Raw genomic sequence first — 20,181 nt, 5'->3', positions numbered from 1 at the left:
AAAAAGATGAGTGTTCTGGTCCAGCGCCACGACGCGGTCACCGTCGTGACGATCAACCGGCCGGAGGCCCGCAACGCACTGGACGCGGAGACCATGGCCGGCATCGGGGAGGCGCTGGTCGCGGCCGAGCAGGACGCCGAAGTCCGTGCGGTGGTGCTCACCGGCGCCGGTGACCGGGCCTTCTGCGCCGGGATGGACCTGCGGGCCTTCGCCGCCGGCGGCGCGGTGATCGACGAGTCCCGGCCCGGCCTCGAGGTGTTCACCGAGCGGGTGTATCCGAAGCCGGTCATCGCCGCGGTCAACGGCACCGCGGTCGCCGGCGGGTTCGAGCTGGTGCTCGCGTGCGATCTCGCGGTGGTGGCCGAGCACGCGAAGTTCGGCCTGCCGGAGGTCAAGCGCGGCCTGGTCGCCGCGGGCGGCGGGACGAACCTGCCGCGGCGGATCCCGCTGGCACTGGCACTGGAACTGGCCTTGACCGGCGAGACGTTCGACGCCGCCAGGGCGGCCGCGCTAGGCCTGGTGAACCGGGTCGTTCCGGGCGACCAGGTGCTCGCCGAGGCCCTCGCGCTGGCGAACACGATCGCCCGCAACGGCCCGCTCGCGCTGCGGGTGACCAAGGAGCTGATGCTCGCGCAGGCCCAGGGTGCCGGCCGGGAGGAGATCGCGTCGGCGACAGCGGCGGTCTTCGCCAGCGCGGACGCCAAGGAGGGCGCGACCGCCTTCGCCGAGAAGCGGGAACCGCGGTGGACGGGAGCGTGACGGGCGAGGAGTTCCGCACCCGGGTGCGGGACTGGCTCGCGAGCGCGCCCAGGCCCGAGGGCCTGCACGACTACGGCGGCACCCCGCAGCTGGCCGACGTGCCCGCGGGACGCCAGTGGCACCGGACGCTGTTCGAGGCGGGTTATGCCTGCCTGCACTGGCCCGCGGAGCACGGTGGCCGCGACGCGTCCGTGCTCGAACAGGCGATCTTCGCCGAGGAGGCGGCGCGGGCCGGGGTGCCACGGCAGCTCAACATCGTCGGGCCGGACCTGGCCGGGCCGGTGCTCATGCGGTACGGCACCGAGGCCCAGCAGCGGCGCCACCTCCCGCCGATCCTGCGCGGTGAGCACCTGTGGTGCCAGCTGTTCTCCGAACCGGAGGCAGGCTCGGACCTGGCCTCGCTGCGCACCAGGGCACGGCCGGACGGCGACCACTGGCTCGTCGACGGCCAAAAGGTCTGGACCAGTGCGGCCGGCGCGGCGGACTACGGTCTGCTCCTCGCCCGGACCGGGGAGGACCGGCACCGCGGAATCACCGCGTTCGTCGTCGACATGACGCTGCCCGGCATCACCGTGCGCCCGCTGCGGCAGCTCGACGGGGAAAGCAAGTTCAACGAGGTGTTCTTCGACGACGTCCGGCTCAGCGGGGACAGCGTGCTCGGCGAGGTGGGGCAGGGCTGGCGGGTGGCCACCGCGACGCTGGGCCAGGAACGGCTTTCCCTGGGCGCGCAGGCGGTCGGCATGTTCGAGGCGCTGCGCGAGGTCGCCGACGCGGCGCGCGAGCGCGGTCTGCTGGACCCGGTGCTCGAGGACACCATCACCGCCCTGTGGACCCGGATCTGGCTGCTGCGCGCCACCTGGCTGCGGGCCGTCGGTACGGACACCGAGCTGGGCTCGTCGGCCTTCTCGGTGCTGAAACTGGTGAGCTCCGAGGTCTACCGCGACCTCGGCGACCTCGCCACGTCGGCGCTCGGCACGGACACGCTCGCGGCAGGGCATCCGCTGCTGCGGCGGATGCTGGTCGGCCGTGCGCAGACCATTCTCGGTGGCACCAGCGAGATCCAGCGCAACATCCTGGCCGAGCGCGTGCTCGGGCTGCCGCGGTGAGCGGGCTCGCCGGCCTGGTCCGGCCGGGCATGACGATCGCCGTCGGAGACGGGTTCGGCGCGCCTCGTGCCGTTTCGGCGGAACTGTCCGCGGCGGCCGCGCGGGCCGGGAACGTGCGCCTGATCCTGGGCTGGCTGCCGCGGGCCGACCCCGGACTGGACTTCGCGGCCTTCGCCGACGTGCGCACCGCCATGCCCGGCTGGGGGCTGCGGGCCGGTGTCGCCGCGGGGACGGTCCGCTTCCCGCCGGTCCGGCTGTCCGCGGTCCCGGCGTTGCTGCACGGACCGTGGCGGCCCGACCTGCTGGTCGCGAGTGTCGTCCCGGACGGCGACGGGTTCGCCTTCGGCAGTGAGGTGTCCTGGCAACGGGCGGCGATCGCGGCGGGTGCCACGGTGGCCGGGGTGGTCTCGCCCGGCGCACCGCGCGCCGACGCCGGGCCCCGGCTGTCCCGGGACCAGGTGGTCGTGGTCGGCGCGAGCGCGGACCCGCCGCTGACCCTGCCCGAATCGGTCCCGCGCGAGGAGCAGCTGGCCATCGCGCAGGCCCTGGTGGCGCTGATCCCCGAAGGCGCCACGGTCCAGGTCGGGCCCGGGCCGGTGGCGGCCGCGATGCTCGGCGAGCTGAAGGTCCCCGTGCGCATCGACACGGGCATGCTGCCCGGACCGGTGGTGGACCTGGCCGAGCGGGGCCTGCTGATCGGCGACCCGGTGTGCACCTACCTCGCCGGCGGGCCGCGGCTGTACGAGTGGGCCGACGGCCGCCCGCTGCTGCACCCGATCGAGTTCACGCACGACCTCGGCCGGCTGTCCGCGGAGCCGTTCTTCGCGGTCAACACCGCGGTGGAGATCGACTTCGACGGCCAGGTCAACGTCGAGGGCACCGCGCGCACCGTACTGGGCGGCATCGGCGGGCACGCGGACTACGCGGCCGCCGCGACGAGGTCCGTCGGCGGGCTCAGCGTCGTCGCGACCGCCACCGCACACAATGGACTGTCCACTTTGGTGCCCGCGCTGTCCCGCCCGGTGAGCACCCCTGGCCACGACGTGGACGTCGTGGTCACCGAGACCGGCACGGCGGATCTTCGCGGGCTGTCCCGGCCCGAGCGCCGGGACGCGCTGCGTGAGTTGTGGGAACGGAATCCGGAACTGTCGTTCGACGAAGGAGACGAGTATGCGTGACGCGGTGATCGTGGAGGCCGTGCGGACCCCGGTGGGCAAGCGCAACGGCGCGTTGTCCGGGGTGCACCCGGTGGATCTGTCGGCGAAGGTGCTGCAGGCCCTCGCGGAGCGGTCCGGCATCGACCCGGTGGTGGTCGACGACGTGGTGTGGGGCTGTGTGGGCCAGGCCGGCGAGCAGACGTTCGACATCGCCCGCAACGCCGTGCTGGCCGCGGGCTGGCCGCTGTCGGTGCCCGGCACCGCGGTGGACCGGCAGTGCGGGTCTTCGCAGCAGGCGGTGCACTTCGCGGCCGCCGGGCTGATCAGCGGCCAGTACGACGTCGTGGTCGCCGGTGGCGTGGAGTCGATGAGCCGGGTGCCGATGGGCATCACGGTCGGCGACGCGAACCCGTTCGGATCCGCGCTGCAGAGCCGGTTCGGGGGCACTCCGCCGAACCAGGGGATCGGCGCGGAGATGATCGCGGAGCGCTGGGGCCTGTCGCGCACCCAGCTGGACGAGTTCTCGGTCGCCTCGCACGAGAAGGCCGCCGCGGCGCAGGACGAAGGCCGGTTCGAGGCGCAGCTCGTGCCGGTGACCCTGGACGACGGCACGGTCGTCACCGCGGACGAAGGCGTGCGGCGCGGCGGCAGCGTCGAGTCGCTGGCCAAGCTGAAGCCCGCGTTCAAGCCCGACGGGGTGATCCACGCCGGGAACAGCTCCCAGATCAGCGACGGCTCCGCCGGCCTGCTGATGACCACCAGCGAGAAGGCGGCCGAGCTGGGCCTTCGCCCGATCGCCAGGGTGCACACCGCCGTCGTCGCCGCGGACGACCCGGTGATCATGCTGACCGCGCCGATCCCCGCCACGAAGAAGGCGCTGCAGCGCAGCGGGCTCGACGTGGCCGAGATCGGCGCCTTCGAGGTCAACGAGGCGTTCGCCCCGGTGCCGATGGCGTGGCTCGCCGACACCGGCGCCGACGTCAAGGCGCTCAACCCCAACGGCGGCGCGATCGCGCTGGGGCATCCGCTGGGCGGCAGCGGCGCGCGGATCATGACCACGCTCGTGCACCACATGCGTGACAACGGGATCCGCTACGGCCTGCAGACCATGTGCGAGGGCGGCGGCCAGGCCAACGCCACGATCGTCGAACTGGTCTGATCCGGTGAGCACCGCCTGGATCCGGCCCTACGACGAGTCCGGCGTGCTGCCGGGACCACGGTTCACGGGCCTGCCCGCGTCCCTGCCCGCGTTGTTCGCCGGGCTCGCCGAGAAGGAACCGGATGCCGAGGCGGTGGTCGGCCCGGACGGCTCCCGGCTGGGCTACCGGGAGCTGTTCGAGCGGGCCGCCCGGGTCGCGGGCGGCCTCGCCGGGCACGGCGTGCGGCCGGGAGACCGGGTCGCGATCCGGCTCGGCAACGAGGTCGGCTGGTGCCTGGCCTTCCTCGGCGCGTCGCTGGCCGGCGCGGTCGCCGTGCCGGTCAACACCCGGTTCACCGAGGCCGAAGCCGAGTACGTGGTGACCGACTGCGGTGCGGCCTGCACGATCGGACCCGGCGATGCCCTGCCCGACGGTCCGCCGCTCGTGCGGGACGCGGAGCCGGACGACCTGGCCGCGCTGTTCTACACGAGCGGCACCACGGGAGCGCCGAAGGGCGCGATGCTGGCCCACCGCGCGATCCTCTCCGCCGCCGAGGCCGCCCGCCGCGCGCTCGAACTGCCCTACGGCGACGTGCGCAACCTCGTTCCGGCGCCGCTGTTCCACGTCATGGGCAGCCTCGTGCAGTGGCTGCCCACGTGTCTGGCCGCCGGGACGACGGTGTTGCAGCGGGCCTTCGACGCCGGGGAGTGGTTGCGGGCCATCACGTCGGAGCGCATCACCGTGCTGACCGCGGTGCCCGCGATGTACTGGCTGGCACTGCAACGGCCCGAGTTCGCCTCGACCGACGTCAGCGGGGTGCGCCGGGTCGGCTACGGCGGCGCCCCGACACCGCCGGACCAGGTGCGCCGGCTGCGCGAGGCGTTCCCGGACGCGCAGCTCTGCCCGGGCTACGGGCTCACCGAGACCTGCGGGATCGTCAGCGGGCTGCCCCACGAGTACACCCTGAGCCACGCCGACACGGTCGGCTTCGCCATGCCCGCCACCGAGTTCAGCGTGAGTGACACCGGCGAGCTGCTGGTGCGCGGCCCGCAGCTGATGAGCGGTTACTGGCGCCGTCCAGAGGCCACCGCGCGGGCGCTGAAGGGCAGCTGGCTGCACACCGGCGACATCGCCCGGATCACCGCCGACGGCGCGATCCAGCTGCTCGACCGCCGGGACGACGTCGTCAACCGCGGCGGGGAGAACGTCTACTGCACCGAGGTGGAGAACGCGCTCGCCGCCCACCCGGCCGTCGGGGAGGTCGCCGTCGTCGGCGTGCCGGATCCCGTGCTGGGCAAGAAGGTCGCGGCGGCGGTGGTGCTGCGCGGCGACGCGACGGCGGCCGAGCTCGTGGCGTTCGCCCGGGAGCGGATCGCCGATTTCAAGGTGCCCCAGTACGTCCGGCTGCGCACGGAGCCGTTGCCCCGGAACGCGGGCGGGAAGGTGGTCAAACCCCGGCTGCGGGACGAGACCGACTGGGGCGCGCCGCTCTGGTGATCCCCGGTCAGTGCCCGGGGTGACTCAGGATGAGGTCGAAGTCGTCGCGGCCGCGGCCGGACAGCGACACCGTGGTGCACATGCTCGGGTAACCACTCGCGATCACGGTGTAGCTGCCGCCGGTGAGGCCGTCGATGAGGTAGTCGCCGTAGGCGCCCGTCGTGCCGACCGCGACCACGGTGCCTTCGGGCCCGAGCAGCCTGACCCGCGCGTCGACCAGGGGTGAGCCGTCCTCCGCGCGGACCGTGCCCCGCACCGCGAAGTGCGGGGACAGTGCGAAGTCGACCCCCGTGGTGGCCCCGTCGCCGACCTCGGCCGCCGCGGCGGCCGCCCGGTACCCGTCGGCGGCGACCGTGAGCACGTGGCGCCCGGGCGGCAGGCCGGCGAGGTCGAACGCGCCGTCCGTGCCGGTGGTGACGCTGCCCGTGACGTCGCCCCGGGCGTCGGTGACGATCACGAGTGCACCCGCGAGCACGCCGCCCCGGGTGTTCCGGACCGTCCCCCGCAAGGCCCTCGACGGCGACGCGGTGCGGCGGCCGGGGATGAAGGACGCGACCAGCAGGGCGAGGACGCAGGCGCCGCAGCCGATCAGGAACGCGGTCCGGAAGCCGGCCAGTGCCGGCACCGGCGTCCCGCGGAAGTCCGTGGTCAGGTGCGCCAGCACCATGCCGACCACCGCGCTCGACGACGAGGTGCCGATCGAGCGCATCAAGGTGTTCAGGCCGTTGGCGGCCGCGGTCTCCGAGGCGGGCACGGCGTCGATGATCAAGGCGGGCATCGCGGCGTAGGCCAGCCCCACCCCGATACCGGCCATGGCGGAGAACAGGGCGAGCTGCCAGGCCTCGTGCAGCAGCGCGAGCCCGGCCGCGTAGGAGACGGCGAGCACCACGATGCCGCACAGCAACGAGACCTTCGGCCCGCGCGCCGCGGTCAGGCGGGCGCCCAGGGGCGACACCGCCATCATCAGCAGCCCCGACGGGGCGACGCACAGGCCCGCGATGATCATCGACTGGCCCAGCCCGTACCCGGTCGCCGCGGGCAGCTGCAGCAGCTGCGGCGGCACCAGCTGGGTCGCGTAGAGGGCGAACCCGACCATGATCGACGCCAGGTTGGTGAGCAGGACCGGCCGGCGTGCCGTGGTGCGCAGGTCGACCAGCGGCTCGGCCGTGCGGAGCTGGAGGAACCCCCAGCCCACGAAGACGACCGCGGCGGCGCCGAAGAACCCGAGTGTGCGCGCGGTGCCCCAGCCCCAGTCGCTGCCCTTGGAGATGCCGACCAGCAGGCAGACGAGCCCGGCCGACAGCCCGATCGCGCCGCGGACGTCGAAGCGGCCGGGGGTGCGCACCGCCGACTCGGGTACCACGAGCAGGACCAGCGCGAGGCTGAGGATCCCGAGTGCGCCCGCGCCGAAGAACAGGACGTGCCAGTCCAGGTGCTCGGCCACCAGCGCGGCCGCGGGCAGTGCGAGTGCGCCGCCGATGCCCAGCGACGAGCTCATCAGCCCGACCGCCGAGCCGAGCCGCTCGCCCGGCAGCTCGTCCCGCATGATGCTGATCCCCAGCGGGATCGCGCCGATCGCGAACCCCTGCAGGCCACGGCCGACCATCATCGGCACCAGCGTGGAGGTGAGCCCGCACACCAGGCAGCCGAGGACCTGCAGGCCGAGCGCGAGCAGCAGCATCCGGCGCTTGCCGTGCATGTCGCCCAGCCTGCCCAGCACCGGCGTCGCGACGGCGCCGGTCAGCAGGGTCACGGTGATCACCCAGGCCGTGTTCGAGCTGGACGTGCGCAGCAGCTCGGGCAGCTTCGCGAGCAGTGGCACCATCAGGGTCTGCATCACCGCGACGACCACGCCGGCGAAGGCGAGCACCGCGGTCAGGCGCCCCGAGGGCGCGGCCGGTCCGAGTGGCTGGGACATGCGCGGACGGTCTCCCGGGAGTTCGTGCACGGACTGTTTCCTCCCGAAAGTACCGTCCGCGCCCGGTGCTACTTCCGGTTTCCCAGCAGGTAGTCGGCGATGAGCAGCCTGTGGATCTCGTTGGCGCCTTCGACCAGCTGGAACACCTTGGCGTCGCGGTAGATCCGGGACACCCGGTACTCCGGCGAGGTGCCGTAGGCGCCGTGCACCTGGACCGCCTCGGTGGCGACCCGCTGCATCACGTCGCTGGCGTACTGCTTGGCCATCGACAGCTGCACGCGGGCCCGGTCGCCGCCGTCCAGCAGCCGGGCGGCGGCGTGGGTGAGCAGCCGCGCGGTGACCACGCCGGTCGCCATGTCGGCGATCTTGGCCTTGGTGAGCTGGAACTCGGCGATGGCCTGCCCGAACACCACCCGGTCCTGGGCGTAGGACAGGGTGTCCTCGAGTGCCGAGTGGGCCTGGCCCACGGCGCGGGACGCCACGGCGAGCCGCCCGCTCTCCACCGCGGCCATGGCGATGTAGAAGCCCTGGCCCTCCTCGCCGAGCAGGTGGCCTGCGGGCAGCCGGACGTCCTCCAGGAACACGTCCCCGGTCGAGATCGAACGGAACCCGAGCTTGTCGTGATAGGGCTTCAGCGTGACCCCGGGCGTGTCGACCGGGATGACGAACGCGCTGATGCCCTTGCGGCCCAGTGCCTTGTCCTTCGTCGCGAAGGTGACGAGGAAGTCGGCGTTGTCGAGGTTGGAGATCCACGCCTTGGACCCGTTGACCACGAACGCGTCGCCGTCGGCGCGATAGGTCGTGGTGATCCCCGCGACGTCGCTGCCGGAGCGGGGTTCGGTCACGCCTCCCGCGCCGAAAAGCTCGCCCTGGGCGAGCGGGCGCAGCCAGCGCTCCTTCTGCTCGTCGGTGCCGTACCTGCGCAGTCCGGCGCCGACCAGGCTGGAGGGCATGCTCATGTAGACGGCCGCGATGTGGTCCACCCGCGCCATCTCCTCGATCACGATCGAGTAGGTGAGGTGGTCCAGGCCCAGCCCGCCGTGCTGCTCGGGCACCAGTCCGCCGAGCAGGCCGAGCTTGCCCATCTCGAGCAGGACCTCACGGGGGAACTTCTCGTTCGCGTTGGCCTCGGCGACCAGCGGCGCGACCCGGTCGGCCGCGAACTCGCGGACCATCCGCTGCAGGTCCCGCTGCTGGTCGGTGAGCGGCGTGCAGTCGCTCAGGAAGGGGATGTCAGGCACCGGGGCCCTCCAGCACGGTGACGGCCGAGACCGCGGTCGGCCCGCCGATGTTGTGGGCCAGGCCGACGTGCGCGCCGTCGACCTGGTTGGCCGCTTCGCCGCGCAGCTGCTCGAAGAGCTCGACGCACTGCGCGACACCGGTGGCGCCCGGCGGGTGCCCCTTCGCCTTGAGCCCTCCGCTCGGGTTCACCGGCAGCGCCCCGCCCACGCTCGTCACCCCGGCCTCGACGAGCTTGTACGCACCGAACCGCTCGGCGAAGCCGAGGTCCTCGTAGCTGATCAGCTCGACGCCGGTGAAGCAGTCGTGCACCTCGGCGACGTCCACATCGGACGGTGTCAGGCCTGCCATGCCCAGTGCCTGCTTCGCCGCCTTGACGGTCGCCGGGAAGGTGGTCATGTCCCGCTTGTGCTGGTGCATCACCCGGTCCAGGCCGAGCCCGACGCCGCGGACCCACACCGGACGGTCGGTGTAGCGGTCGACGACGTCCTCGGACACCAGCAGGAGCGCGGCGGCGCCGTCGCTCTGCGGTGTGCAGTCGTAGAGGCCGAACGGGGCCACCACGGTCGGCGCGTCGAGAGCCTGCTCGACGGTGATGTCGAAGCGCAGCTGCGCCTTGGGGTTGGACACCGCGTGGTGGTGGTTCTTCACGGCCACCATCGCCATGTGCTCCTTCGTCGCCGGCGACTCGTGCAGGTAGCGCGTCACGTGCAGGGCGAAGTTGGCGGGGGCGACCAGGCCGAGCGGGTAGTCCCAGGCCATGTCGCGGGTCATCCCGGCCCACTCCCAGAACGTGTCCTTCGACGCCGACTCGCGCACCTTGTCCGCGCCGACGACGAGTGCGATGTCGAAGGCGCCGGACGCGATGCCGAACAGTGCGTTGCGCACGGCGTCGTTCCCGGTCGCACAGGCGTTCTCGACCCGGGTGACCGGGATGTCGGGCAGGCCGAGGGTGTCGGCGAGGATGCCGGACGGGAACCCGTCGGTCGTGCTCAGCTCGCCGAACCAGGCGGCCTGGATGTCGTTCTTGTCCAGTCCCTTGTCGACACTGGCGGCGCACTCGGCGAACGCCATGGGCAGCAGGTCCTTGATGCCCAGCGCGAAGTGCTCGGCGAAGGGAGTCATCCCCGCGCCGACGACGGCGACCTTCCTCATGCTTCCTCCGGTTCGAAGGCGTATCCGTAGTCCGGCACGCCGGAGCGGACGGCGACCCGGCGCAGCACCATCCGGCCGCGGTCGCCGATGTCGACGGTGCCGGGCTCGGTACCGGTCACTTTCACCAGCGCCCGCACGCCCACCTCGTCGAGCTCCACGATGACCAGCGAGTACGGGGTCTTCAGACCGGGCACCGGGACGTGCACGGTGACTCCGGTGTAGACGGTGCCGGTGCGCGGCAGCGGTACCAGCGTGTAGTCCGAGCTGAGCGAGCCGTCCCGGCCGACCCGGTAGCGGGGTGGGAAGTCGAGCTCGTCGCTGCCCGGGTGGCGGGCGGCCTCCCAGCGCAGCTTGGGTTCGAAGGCGCGGTCGTAGGCGGCCAGCGAGATCGGGATCTCCGCGCCCGGGGTGTACCTGCCCTTCGGCAGCGGACGTGCCGCCGCCTCCCGGCGGGAGACGCGCAGCGGGCCGGTTTCGACCAGCACGCCGGTCAGGCTGGCCTGCTCGACCGCGAGGAGGGTGCCGGTCGTGCCGCCCTCGGCCAGGGCCGCCAGCGCGAAGAAGGGCGCGCTGGCCCCGGTCGTGGGCAGCTCCGGCGCCGTGCCCGCGCACAGGGAGCCCGCCTGCTTGCGGTCCGCTCCCGCGACCGCGACCGGCTTCTCGACTCCCGCCGCGGCCACGGAGGCGAGCAGGCCGCGCTCACGCAGCAGCCGGGGATCGCCGTAGTCGTGCACGGTGCCCGACGCGTCGCGGGTGCGCACGGGGAGGCTGCGGGCGAGCCGGGCCGTCGCGCGGACGGACAGGCCCTCGTCGCCGGTGAGGACCGCGGCGGCCCCGGCCGGGTCGAGGTCCGTGCCGATCACCAGCGTGCGGGGCCGTGCCGAGCTGAGCGCGTCCAGTGCGGCGGGTGCGCCGCCGAGCCGTTCGTCGACCTCGAGCTCGGGATCGAGGCCGAGCCCTGCGAGCAGGACCGCGCCGTTGCCCCCCTCGAGCAGTGGCAGCTCACGGCTGACCACGATCACGCGCTCGGCGACGCCGGCGCCGCTCAGCGCCGCCCGTCCCGCCGCCACGGCGAGCGTGAGCGCGTCCTCGTCGTCCCCTGCCTGTCGGCGCAGGGCGCTTCCCCAGCACGGAAGGTACGTGCCTACTGAAGAAACCTGTGTCATGTGACCTCCGTCCTCCCCGAAAAAATAGCATATTTAGCTAACTGTTTCTAGGATGCTGTGCGAGACGGGAACGACAGGGAGGCAGCTGCTGTGACGGAGTCGACGCTGGCCGGGAAGACGATCCTGGTGTCGGGCGGAAGCAGGGGGATAGGCCTGGCCATCGCGGTGCGGGCCGCCCAGGACGGGGCGAACGTCGCCCTGCTGGCCAAGACCGCCGAGCCGCATCCGAAGCTGGAGGGGACGGTGTTCACCGCCGCGGCCGAGATCGAGGCCGCGGGTGGGCGGGCGCTGCCGGTCGTGGGCGACATCCGGGTCGACGGCGACGTCGAGGTGGCGGTGGCGAAGACGGTGGAGGCGTTCGGCGGGATCGACGTAGTGGTCAACAACGCCAGCGCGATCAACCTGTCGCCGACGTCGGAGATGACGATGAAGCGCTACGACCTCCTGCAGGACGTCAACACCCGCGGCACCTTCGCGTTGTCGCGGGCGGCACTGCCGTTCCTGGAGAAGGCGGGCAACCCGCACATCCTCACGCTGTCCCCGCCGCTGAACCTGCACCCGCGGTGGGCGGGTGCGCATCTGGCCTACACGTTGTCGAAGTACGGCATGAGCCTGTGCACCCTCGGGCTCGCCGACGAGCTGACGGACCGGGGCATCGCGGCGAACTCGCTGTGGCCGCGCACGACGATCGCGACGGCGGCGATCCGGAACCTGCTGGGCGGCGAGGCGGCGGCGTCCCGCGCCCGGTCGCCGCGGATCATGGCCGACGCCGCGCACCTGATCCTCACCAGGGACAGCCGCGAGTGCACCGGGAACTTCTTCGTCGACGACGAGGTGCTGACGGCGGCGGGGGTGACCGACCTGTCCGGTTATCGCCTCACCGGCCGGGAAGAGGACCTCGACCCCGACTTCTTCCTGCCCGGCAGCCCTCTTCCCTGAAGCCATTATATAGCATAATAATAAAGCTTTCCGAATCTTTGGAGGAAGTGTGGCTCTGGCGGACGGTGTCGTTCTGGTGACAGGTGGCGCGGGTGGCCTCGGCGAGGCCGCGGTGCGGCGGGTGGCCGTGGCGGGCGCCGCGGTGGTGATCGCCGACCTTGCCGACGACAAGGCGGAGAAGCTGGCCGCGGATCTCGGCGACCGGGTCCGGTACGTCCGGACCGACGTGACGGACGAGGCGAGCGTGGCCAACGCCGTGGCCGAGGCCGGAAAGCTCGGCACGTTCCGGTACGCGGTCGTGGCGCACGGCGGGTTCGGCGTCGCGGAGAAGGTCGTGCAGCGCGACGGCAGCCCGTCCTCGCTCGACGGCTTCACCAAGACGATCGACCTGTACCTGACCGGCACCTACAACGTGCTGCGGATCGCGTCGGCGGCCATCGCGAAGACGGAGCCGGACGGCGACGGTCAGCGGGGCGCGGTGGTGACGACCGCGAGCATCGCCGCGTTCGAGGGCCAGATCGGGCAGATCGCCTATTCCGCGGCGAAGGCCGGGGTGGTGGGCATGACGATCGTCGCGGCCCGCGACCTCGGCTCGCTGGGCATCCGGGTGGTCACCGTCGCCCCGGGCACCATGCGGACGCCGATCATGGAGCGGGTGGGGGAGGAGGCACTGGCGAAGTTCGCGGCGAACATCCCCAACCCCAAGCGCCTCGGCAAGCCCGAGGAGTACGCCGGGCTGGTGGCGCACATCCTGGAGAACCCCTACCTCAACGGCGAGACCATCCGCCTGGACGGCGCCCAGCGGTTCACCCCGCGCTGATGGCGAGCTGGTCCGCCGCGGTCGTCGCCGCCCACCGCGGATCCGGACGGCCGGCGGTGATCGACGGCGAGCGGACGGTCACCGGCGCGCAGCTGCTGGGTGCCGCCGCGGCGGCGGTGCGCTGGGTCGACGCGCTCGGCCTGCCGCCCGGTGCCCCGTTGCCCGCGCTGGTCACCACCAACGCGGATACCTTCGCGCTGCTGCTGGCCGGGGCCGCGACCGGGCACCCGCTGGCACCGCTCGGGCCGAGGCTGCCGGTGCCGGAGCTGGTCGTGCCCCTGTGCGACCTCGGGGGGCACGTGCTCCTGCACGAACCCGCCTTCGCCGAGACCGCCGGGGAAACCGGTCGCGTGAGCGGAGCCCGGCCCGTTCCCGTCCCGGTGTTCGCCGACGACGGCGGCGAGCCGGACCGGCTGGCCGTTCCCGGTCCGGAGTCGGTGGGGGTCTACCTGCACACCGGTGGCACGACCGGCGCGCCCAAGCGGGTGCCGCTGACCCAGCAGGTGCTCGCGCGGCGGAGTGCGGTCCTGTCCGAGCTGGTGCGGTTCGACCAGCCTGACGCGGTGTTCGCGACGGGGTCGCCGGTGCACCACATCGGCGGGCTGGGCAACGTACTGGTCGCGCTGTCGGCAGGCGCGACCGTCGTCGCCACGCCGTCGTTCGGCGTCGACTGGTGGCGCGGGCTGAAGGCGCTCGGCGTGACGCACGCGCTGCTGGTGCCCAGCATGATCGAGATGCTGCTGACCGCCGACGCGCTCGACACCGTGCCGCTGCGCACGCTCGTCTACGGCGCTTCGCCCATCCATCCGGACACCCTGCGCCGGGTGCTGGAGGTGCTGCCGGGCGTGCGCATGGTGAACCTGTTCGGGCAGACCGAGGGCAGCCCGATCACCAGCCTCACGCCGGCGGACCACCTGCGTGCCCTCGACGGGCGCCCGGACCTGCTGCGTTCGGTCGGCCGCCCGGTGCGCGGGCTGACCCTGCGCGTCGAGGACCCGGACGAGACCGGGGCCGGTGAGCTGCTGGTCCGGGCCGGGCATCTGAGCCTGCCCGGCCCGGACGGCTGGCTGCGCACCGGCGACCTGGGCACCGTGGACGACGAGGGCTACGTGTACCTGGCCGGGCGGACCCACGACCGGATCGTGCGCGGGGGCGAGAACGTCTATCCCCTCGAGGTCGAGCAGGTGCTGCGGGCACATCCGGCGATCGCGTCCGCCGGCGTCGTCGGGGTACCGGACCGGCGGCTCGGGCAGACGATCGCCGCGTTCCTCGTGCCGGTGGGCGAGCTGCCCGCTGCGGGGGAGCTGCACGCCTTCGTGCGCGCACGGCTGGCCGGCTTCAAGGTGCCCGCGTTCTGGTACGAGGTGCCCGCGCTGCCGCACACGGGTGCCGGGAAGCTGCTGCGCCGGCAGCTGGCCGTCTGGCACGCCGACCCGGCGGCCGCCGACCAGCGGATCAAGCCGATTATTCAGGTAGATATTTGAGCTACTTAGCACTAGAGTGTCGTTAGTTGACGGCCGGAAGAGTAGGAGCCTCGATGGCGAAGCGGATTCCCTTGGCGCCAGGACTTTTCACCTGGCCGGCAGCGGAACCGGCACTGCTCGGGGGCCGCTGCGGAAGCTGTGGCCACGTCGCGTTCCCCTACCGCGAACACTGTCTCGCCTGCGGAAAGGCCGAGGTGGCCCAGGTGGAGCTGCCCCGTCGTGGCCGGCTGTGGACGTTCACCACGCAACGGTTCCGTCCCCCGTCGCCGCCCTATGCCGGTGCCGACACGCCGGAGACGTTCGTCCCGTTCAGCGTGGGATATGTGGAGCTGCCGGGGGCCTGCCGGGTGGAGGCCAGGCTGACCGAGCCCGATCCGGACAAGCTCGCGATCGGGCAGGAGATGGAGCTGACCGTTCTGCCGTTCGGCTCGACGCCCGAGGGCGACGAGACGGTCGTGTTCGCTTTCCAGCCGGTTCGGTAAGGAGGTCCTGGTGGATGTTGCGATTGTCGGCGTCGGGTTGCACCCGTTCGGCCGTTACGAGGGAAAGTCCGCGCTGGAGATGGGGGCGGACGCGGTTCGCGACGCGCTGGCCGACGCCGGCGCGCAGTGGCGGGACGTGCAGTGCGCGTACGCCGGCAGTATGGAGGTCACCAACCCCGAGGCGGTCGTCGGCCTGCTCGGCCTCACCGGTATCCCGGCCCGCGCCGTGCTGAACGGCTGCGCCACGGGCAACACCTCCCTGACGATGGCGGCCAAGGCCGTCGAAAGCGGCGAGCACGACCTCGCCATCGCGATCGGGCTGGACAAGCACCCGCGTGGCGCGTTCGCCGCGGACCCGTCGGTGTCGGGCCTGCCCGGCTGGTACGGCGAGGCCGGGCTGTTCCTGACGACCCACTTCTTCGGTATGAAGGCCACCCGGTACCTGCACGAGCACGGGCTGACCACGGCCACGCTCGCGAAGGTGGCGGCGAAGAACTTCCGCAACGGGGCGGCGAACCCGAAGGCCTGGCGGCGCAAGCCGATCTCCGAGGAGGAGATCCTGGCCTCGCCGGTGCTGAACCACCCGCTCACGCAGTACATGTACTGCGCGCCCAACGAAGGCGCCGCGGCTGTCCTGCTGTGCCGCGCCGACCAGGCGCACAAGTACACCGACAAGCCGGTCTACCTGCGGGCGAGCCAGCTGCGCAGCCGCCGCCTCGGCGCCTTCGAGCTGCTGAGCCCGTCACTTCCGCTCGAGACCGCGCCCAGCCCCACGGTCGACGCGTCCCGGGCCGCCTACGAGGAGGCGGGCATCGGGCCGGAGGACGTCGACCTCGCCCAGCTGCAGGACACCGACGCCGGCTCCGAGGTGATCCACATGGCGGAGAACGGTTTCTGCAAGGACGGCGAGCAGGAGTCGCTGCTGGCGCAGGGGCAGACGGAGATCGGGGGCAGGCTGCCGGTCAACACCGACGGGGGGCTGATCGCCAACGGCGAGCCGGTCGGCGCCTCGGGCCTTCGCCAGGTCTACGAGATCGTCACGCAGCTGCGCGGCCGCGCCGCGGACCGGCAGGTGCCGGGCAGCCCGAAGGTCGGCTACACGCATCTCTACGGCGCGCCCGGCACCGCCGCGGTCGCGATCCTGTCCACGTGAGCTCGGGAACAGCCGGGTGAAGGAGGTTTGATGAGCGTCGCGATGCTGCTCGACACGGTCGCGTCCACGTTGCCGGAGCGGGTGCTCGTCGGGCGGCGCAGCGGTGGTCTCACGGCTGCGGATCTCGCTTCGCGTGCCGCGGGCGGTGCCCGGGTGGTGCGGGACGCCGGCGCCGACGCGGTGGGGTTCGTGGGAGTGAGCAGCCCGGCGTTCCCGGTCGCCCTGTTCGCCGCGGCTCAGGCGGGGGCTCCGTTCACCCCGCTCAACTACCGGCTGCCGGCCGAGCAGCTGGCCGAACTGGCCGGCGGCCTCGGCGAGCGGCCGCTGCTCGTCGTCGACGAGCAGTACGCCACGCTGGGACTGCCGGGCAAGACGATCACTGTCACCGAGTGGCTCGCCGCGGCCGCCGAGGCCGATCCGCTGCCCCCGCAGGACATCGACGAGGACGTGCCCGCGGTGGTGCTCTACACCAGCGGCACGACCTCGAAGCCGAAGGGCGCGGTCCTGCGGCACGCGAACCTGGTGTCCTACGTGCTGCAGACCGTCGAGTTCGGCTCGTCGGCGGAGGACGACGCCGCGTTGATCAGCGTGCCGCCCTACCACGTCGCGGGCGTGGGGACGGTGCTCACGAACACGTTCTCCGGCCGCCGCATGGTCTACCTGCCCAACTTCTCCCCGGCCGGCTGGCTCGACCTGGTGCGCGACGAGGGCATCACGCAGGCGATGCTGGTGCCCACCATGCTCGCGCGCATCGTCGAGCAGCTCGGCGACACCCCGGCGGACCTGCCCACCCTGCGCTCGGTCGCCTACGGTGGCGCGCGCATGCCGCGGCCGGTGCTGGAACGGGCTTTGACCGTGCTGCCCGGTGCCGCGTTCACCAACGCCTACGGCCTGACCGAGACCAGCTCGACGATCGCGGTGCTGGGCCCGGACGACCACCGTGCCGCACTCGGCTCGGCCGACCCCGCGGTGCGGGACCGGCTGTCTTCGGCCGGCCGGCTGGTCCCCGGGGTGGAGGGCCAGATCCGGGACGAGCTCGGCACCGTGCTGCCCGCGGGCGAGACCGGTCAGCTGTGGGTGCGTGGCGGGCAGGTTTCGGGGGAGTACCTCGGCTCCGGCTCGCTGCTGGACGACGAGGGCTGGTTCCACACCCGCGACCAGGCCCGGTTCGACCACGAGGGCTACCTGTTCATCTCCGGGCGCACGGACGACACGATCATCCGGGGCGGCGAGAACATCGCCCCCGCCGAGATCGAGGACGTGCTCGTGCACCACCCGGGGGTCAGGGAGGTCGCCGTGATCGGGCTGCCGGACGACGAGTGGGGCGCCCGGCTCGTCGCGGTCGTGGTGCCGCACCCGGGCGCCCGGCCCGGCGGCGACGAGATCAAGGAGTACGTGCGCGCCCGGCTGCGTGGGTCGCGCACCCCGGACGACGTGGTGTTCCGGCCGGAGCTGCCGCACACCGCGACCGGCAAGCTGCTCCGGCGCGAGCTGGTACAGGACCTGCTCTCCGGGGCGGGCCGGTCATGAACATCGCATCAACGGATGACAATCGGAAAACCCTGGTGGTGAGGAGTCAGCGATGCCGCTGCAGCCCTGGATGAAACTCATTTCGGTCGACGACCACCTGATCGAGCACCCGCGGGTGTGGCAGGACCGTTTGCCTGCCAAGTATCAGGATGTCGGCCCCCGGATCGTCGAGAAGCCCCTCAGCGAGGGTGGCCCGAACGCCCAGATGTGGGTCTACGAGGACCGGATCTACCCCTACATCGGCCTGAACGCCGTGGCAGGCAAGAAGCCCGAGGAGTACGGGCTCGAGCCGGTTCGCTACGACGACATGATCCCCGGGTGCTACGACCCGAAGGCGCGCCTGGCCGATATGGACATCGACGGCGTCGAGGCCATGATGTGCTTCCCGTCGTTCCCGCGGTTCTGCGGGACGGTGTTCCTGGAGGCCGAGGACAAGGAGCTCGCGCTGGCCTGCGTCCAGGCCTACAACGACTTCGTGCTCGACGAGTGGTGTGCCGCCGCGCCCGGCAGGCTGATCCCGATCGTCATCCTGCCGCTGTGGGATGTCCAGGCGTCGGTGGCGGAGATCCACCGCACCGCCGGCAAGGGCGCCAAGGGCATCTCGTTCCCGGACCTGCCGCATGCGCTCGGCCTGCCCTCGGTGCACACCGACTACTGGGACCCGGTGTTCTCGGCGGTCGAGGAAACGGGCATGCCGCTGTGCCAGCACTTCGGCAGCGGTGGGGCGACCTCGATCCCGCAGATCGCGCCGGACGCCCCGTTCGCGGTGATGATCAACCTGATGGGGCTCAACAGCATGCACGCCACCGCGGACTGGCTGTTCTCCCCGGCGCTGCACAAGCACCCGAAGCTGAAGATCGGCCTGTCCGAGGGCGGGGTCGGCTGGATGCCCTACCTGATCGAGCGCGCCGGGTACGTGTGGCGCAAGCACCGCTTCTACCAGAACATCAACCAGGACGTCGAGCCGCTGGAGCTGTTCAAGAAGCACTTCCACGGCTGCTTCATCGAGGACGACTTCGGGATCGAGAACCGGCACACCATCGGCGTCGAGCGGATCACCTGGGAGTGCGACTACCCGCACTCGGACTCGTTCTGGCCTGCCAGCCGCAAGCGCGCGTCGGAAACGTTCGCGAACGTGCCCGACGACGAGGTGCACCAGATCGTCGAGCTCAACGCCCGGCGGTTCTACAACCTGCCGGCCGCGGCGAACAAGCCGGCCGAAGCCGGCGTGGCGGGCTGAGCACGCCGTGGCGGCCATCGACAGGATCCCGGCGGACGACTGGACCGACCAGGATCTGCTGACCAAGGACGAGGCGGGTGAACGCCTCGACGACGAGATCATCGCCGTCACCGGCGAGCTGGACCGCCTGCGGGCGGCCGGCATCGGCCCGCTCGAACAGGACGAGGTCGAGTTGCTGACCCGGCGCCTCGACGCGATGAAGACAGCCAGGGAGACCTTCCGGAGCTGAGCGGACGGTCCTGGGCGGGCGTCACGTGGCGCCCGCCCCTGGCCGGGTGACACGACCCACGCCGACCCGCCGGGCGGGACCCGGTGCTCATATATCAGTGAAATACAATCGAAGATCTAATTCATTGAGTGAACGGGGAGGACCGGTGGCACCCAGAACCGTGGGAAGGGCGCAGGGGGCGCTCCGTTCGCCGTCCGACACCGTGGCCCGGCCGGTCCGGGTGCCGAAGATGGCGGAACTGGTCGCGGCCGAGCTGCGCCGCCAGATCATCCGGGGCGAGCTCGCCGAGGGCGACGCGCTGCCTTCGGAGTCCGAGCTGATGGAACAGTTCGGCATCTCCCGCCCGACGCTGCGCGAGGCGTTCCGGGTGCTGGAGTCGGAGAGCCTCATCGCGATCCGGCGCGGCGCGCACGGCGGAGCGCGGGTCCAGCCGCCCCGCCGTGAGGTCGCCGCCCGGTACGCGGGATTCATCCTCGAGTACCAGGGCGCCACCCTGCGCGATGTGTACGAAGCGCGGATCGCGCTCGAGCTGCCCAGCGTGGCCCTGCTGGCCCGGCGCCGCACGAAGGACGACCTCGAAGTCCTGACGGCGGCGCTCGAACGGCACGAGGCCGTCCCGGCCGGGGAGTCGCTGGAGGCCGTGCGGCTGCACGGTGACTTCCACCTGCTGGTGGTGCGCCTGGCGGGCAACGAGACGCTCGCGCTGCTGAGCGAGATGCTGCACCACATCATCGAGGTGGCGAACACGTCGCTGCAGCCCGACGCCGGCCCACTGGCCGACCGCGCGCGACGCAGCACGTCCAAGACCCACCGCAAGCTCGTGGAGCTGATCCGGGCGCGCGACGCCAAGGGAGCCGAGGAGCTGTGGCGCCGCCATCTCGACGAGGCCGAGGGCTACCTGCTGGGCGACGACGCGGGCTCCACGGTCCTCGACCTGCTGGAGTGACCTGCTCACGGGCATGACGAAGGGGCGCGCTTCCGCCGGGAGGCGCGCCCCTTCGCTGTGACCGGCTCGTCCGTCCTACGCGCTGTCCCGGTGAACACCACCAACAGCGTGGACACGCGCTGAGCGGCGCAGATAGCTGGTTCCGCGCGGCCGGCGCATCTTGGCCGGCGTAAGCGGACAGCGCGTTCAGCGAGTTCGCCTGGCTACCCAGCACGTGTATGC

The 20,181-nt window shown here is 72.2% G+C and carries 18 protein-coding genes and 1 pseudogene; 15 read left to right on the top strand and 4 right to left on the bottom strand.

Annotation, left to right across the window (positions count from 1 at the left end):
* The first annotated feature begins 6 nt into the window (after positions 1 to 6).
* From LWP59_RS24175 to LWP59_RS24155, 5 genes are read left to right on the top strand one after another with little or no spacing between them, the layout of a single operon-like run.
* Positions 7 to 759: an enoyl-CoA hydratase-related protein gene (locus tag LWP59_RS24175; RefSeq protein WP_144640000.1), complete on the top strand. Its 753-nt coding sequence runs from the start codon at positions 7 to 9 to the stop codon at positions 757 to 759.
* Entirely contained in the window at positions 744 to 1,865 is a 1,122-nt protein-coding gene (locus LWP59_RS24170; RefSeq protein ID WP_144639997.1) for an acyl-CoA dehydrogenase family protein, read from the top strand. The genes LWP59_RS24175 and LWP59_RS24170 overlap by 16 nt, the downstream gene beginning before the upstream one ends.
* Positions 1,862 to 3,043 (top strand): acetyl-CoA hydrolase/transferase C-terminal domain-containing protein, encoded by a 1,182-nt coding sequence (locus LWP59_RS24165; RefSeq protein ID WP_229857167.1) that lies wholly within the window; start codon positions 1,862 to 1,864, stop codon positions 3,041 to 3,043. The genes LWP59_RS24170 and LWP59_RS24165 overlap by 4 nt, the downstream gene beginning before the upstream one ends.
* A complete protein-coding gene (locus tag LWP59_RS24160; protein WP_144639994.1) occupies positions 3,036 to 4,181 on the top strand; it encodes a thiolase family protein in 1,146 nt (381 codons plus the stop codon). The genes LWP59_RS24165 and LWP59_RS24160 overlap by 8 nt, the downstream gene beginning before the upstream one ends.
* Before the next feature lie 4 nt (positions 4,182 to 4,185).
* Complete coding sequence (locus LWP59_RS24155) at positions 4,186 to 5,658, top strand: class I adenylate-forming enzyme family protein (protein ID WP_144639991.1); 1,473 nt, start codon at positions 4,186 to 4,188, stop codon at positions 5,656 to 5,658.
* 7 nt (positions 5,659 to 5,665) lie between these two features.
* On the opposite strand, the gene LWP59_RS24150 is transcribed toward LWP59_RS24155, so the two are convergent.
* From LWP59_RS24150 to LWP59_RS24135, 4 genes are all read right to left on the bottom strand, one after another.
* A complete protein-coding gene (locus tag LWP59_RS24150) occupies positions 5,666 to 7,576 on the bottom strand; it encodes an MFS transporter (RefSeq protein WP_144639988.1) in 1,911 nt (636 codons plus the stop codon).
* A 68-nt stretch (positions 7,577 to 7,644) separates the two neighbouring features.
* Positions 7,645 to 8,817 carry an acyl-CoA dehydrogenase family protein gene (locus LWP59_RS24145; protein ID WP_144639985.1) on the bottom strand — a complete coding sequence of 391 codons (1,173 nt, stop codon included), beginning with the start codon at positions 8,815 to 8,817 and terminating at the stop codon, positions 7,645 to 7,647.
* Positions 8,810 to 9,970: a thiolase C-terminal domain-containing protein gene (locus LWP59_RS24140; RefSeq protein ID WP_144639982.1), complete on the bottom strand. Its 1,161-nt coding sequence runs from the start codon at positions 9,968 to 9,970 to the stop codon at positions 8,810 to 8,812. Before LWP59_RS24140 ends, LWP59_RS24145 begins: the two co-directional genes overlap by 8 nt.
* On the bottom strand, positions 9,967 to 11,136 hold the full coding sequence (locus LWP59_RS24135) for an OB-fold domain-containing protein (RefSeq protein WP_144639979.1): 1,170 nt from the start codon (positions 11,134 to 11,136) through the stop codon (positions 9,967 to 9,969). Before LWP59_RS24135 ends, LWP59_RS24140 begins: the two co-directional genes overlap by 4 nt.
* Before the next feature lie 90 nt (positions 11,137 to 11,226).
* Here LWP59_RS24135 and LWP59_RS24130 point away from each other — a divergent pair, with 90 nt between their 5' ends.
* The 10 genes and pseudogenes from LWP59_RS24130 to LWP59_RS24085 all read left to right on the top strand — a co-directional run bounded on the left by LWP59_RS24130 (position 11,227) and on the right by LWP59_RS24085 (position 19,959).
* Positions 11,227 to 12,075, top strand: a complete 849-nt coding sequence (locus LWP59_RS24130) for an SDR family oxidoreductase (RefSeq protein ID WP_144639976.1) — start codon at positions 11,227 to 11,229, stop codon at positions 12,073 to 12,075.
* Positions 12,076 to 12,124: 49 nt separating this feature from the next.
* Positions 12,125 to 12,895, top strand: coding sequence for an SDR family oxidoreductase (locus LWP59_RS24125; protein WP_144639973.1), 771 nt, complete (start codon positions 12,125 to 12,127; stop codon positions 12,893 to 12,895).
* Entirely contained in the window at positions 12,895 to 14,379 is a 1,485-nt protein-coding gene (locus tag LWP59_RS24120) for a class I adenylate-forming enzyme family protein (protein ID WP_144639970.1), read from the top strand. Before LWP59_RS24125 ends, LWP59_RS24120 begins: the two co-directional genes overlap by 1 nt.
* Positions 14,380 to 14,432: 53 nt before the next feature.
* Positions 14,433 to 14,564 (top strand): annotated as a pseudogene (locus LWP59_RS24115) (zinc ribbon domain-containing protein); the annotation flags it as partial.
* 18 nt (positions 14,565 to 14,582) lie between these two features.
* Positions 14,583 to 14,861 carry a Zn-ribbon domain-containing OB-fold protein gene (locus LWP59_RS24110; protein WP_233459055.1) on the top strand — a complete coding sequence of 93 codons (279 nt, stop codon included), beginning with the start codon at positions 14,583 to 14,585 and terminating at the stop codon, positions 14,859 to 14,861.
* 7 nt (positions 14,862 to 14,868) lie between these two features.
* Entirely contained in the window at positions 14,869 to 16,014 is a 1,146-nt protein-coding gene (locus LWP59_RS24105; protein ID WP_144639964.1) for a thiolase family protein, read from the top strand.
* 30 nt (positions 16,015 to 16,044) lie between these two features.
* On the top strand, positions 16,045 to 17,544 hold the full coding sequence (locus tag LWP59_RS24100) for a class I adenylate-forming enzyme family protein (RefSeq protein WP_144639961.1): 1,500 nt from the start codon (positions 16,045 to 16,047) through the stop codon (positions 17,542 to 17,544).
* A 52-nt stretch (positions 17,545 to 17,596) separates the two neighbouring features.
* The gene (locus LWP59_RS24095; protein ID WP_144639958.1) at positions 17,597 to 18,784 is read left to right on the top strand and encodes an amidohydrolase family protein; all 1,188 of its coding nucleotides are present in this window, start codon (positions 17,597 to 17,599) and stop codon (positions 18,782 to 18,784) included.
* Between the two features lie 7 nt (positions 18,785 to 18,791).
* Complete coding sequence (locus LWP59_RS24090; RefSeq protein WP_144639955.1) at positions 18,792 to 19,013, top strand: hypothetical protein; 222 nt, start codon at positions 18,792 to 18,794, stop codon at positions 19,011 to 19,013.
* A 145-nt stretch (positions 19,014 to 19,158) separates the two neighbouring features.
* The gene (locus tag LWP59_RS24085; protein WP_229857169.1) at positions 19,159 to 19,959 is read left to right on the top strand and encodes a FadR/GntR family transcriptional regulator; all 801 of its coding nucleotides are present in this window, start codon (positions 19,159 to 19,161) and stop codon (positions 19,957 to 19,959) included.
* Positions 19,960 to 20,181 lie beyond the last annotated feature (222 nt).

This window comes from Amycolatopsis acidiphila (assembly GCF_021391495.1).
Classification (GTDB): Bacteria; Actinomycetota; Actinomycetes; order Mycobacteriales; family Pseudonocardiaceae; genus Amycolatopsis_E; species Amycolatopsis_E acidiphila.
The sequence above is the reverse complement of the archived record's forward strand: the minus strand, read 5'-3'. Positions and strand labels throughout refer to the sequence as shown.

What these genes read in the sequence shown, in the direction of transcription:
- LWP59_RS24150 (WP_144639988.1), bottom strand. Translation starts at nt 7,576, where the DNA reads ATGTCCCAGCCACTCGGACCGGCCGCGCCCTCGGGGCGCCTGACCGCG.
- LWP59_RS24100 (WP_144639961.1), top strand. Translation starts at nt 16,045, where the DNA reads ATGAGCGTCGCGATGCTGCTCGACACGGTCGCGTCCACGTTGCCGGAG.
- LWP59_RS24160 (WP_144639994.1), top strand. Translation starts at nt 3,036, where the DNA reads ATGCGTGACGCGGTGATCGTGGAGGCCGTGCGGACCCCGGTGGGCAAG.
- LWP59_RS24120 (WP_144639970.1), top strand. Translation starts at nt 12,895, where the DNA reads ATGGCGAGCTGGTCCGCCGCGGTCGTCGCCGCCCACCGCGGATCCGGA.
- LWP59_RS24140 (WP_144639982.1), bottom strand. Translation starts at nt 9,970, where the DNA reads ATGAGGAAGGTCGCCGTCGTCGGCGCGGGGATGACTCCCTTCGCCGAG.
- LWP59_RS24175 (WP_144640000.1), top strand. Translation starts at nt 7, where the DNA reads ATGAGTGTTCTGGTCCAGCGCCACGACGCGGTCACCGTCGTGACGATC.
- LWP59_RS24095 (WP_144639958.1), top strand. Translation starts at nt 17,597, where the DNA reads ATGCCGCTGCAGCCCTGGATGAAACTCATTTCGGTCGACGACCACCTG.
- LWP59_RS24135 (WP_144639979.1), bottom strand. Translation starts at nt 11,136, where the DNA reads ATGACACAGGTTTCTTCAGTAGGCACGTACCTTCCGTGCTGGGGAAGC.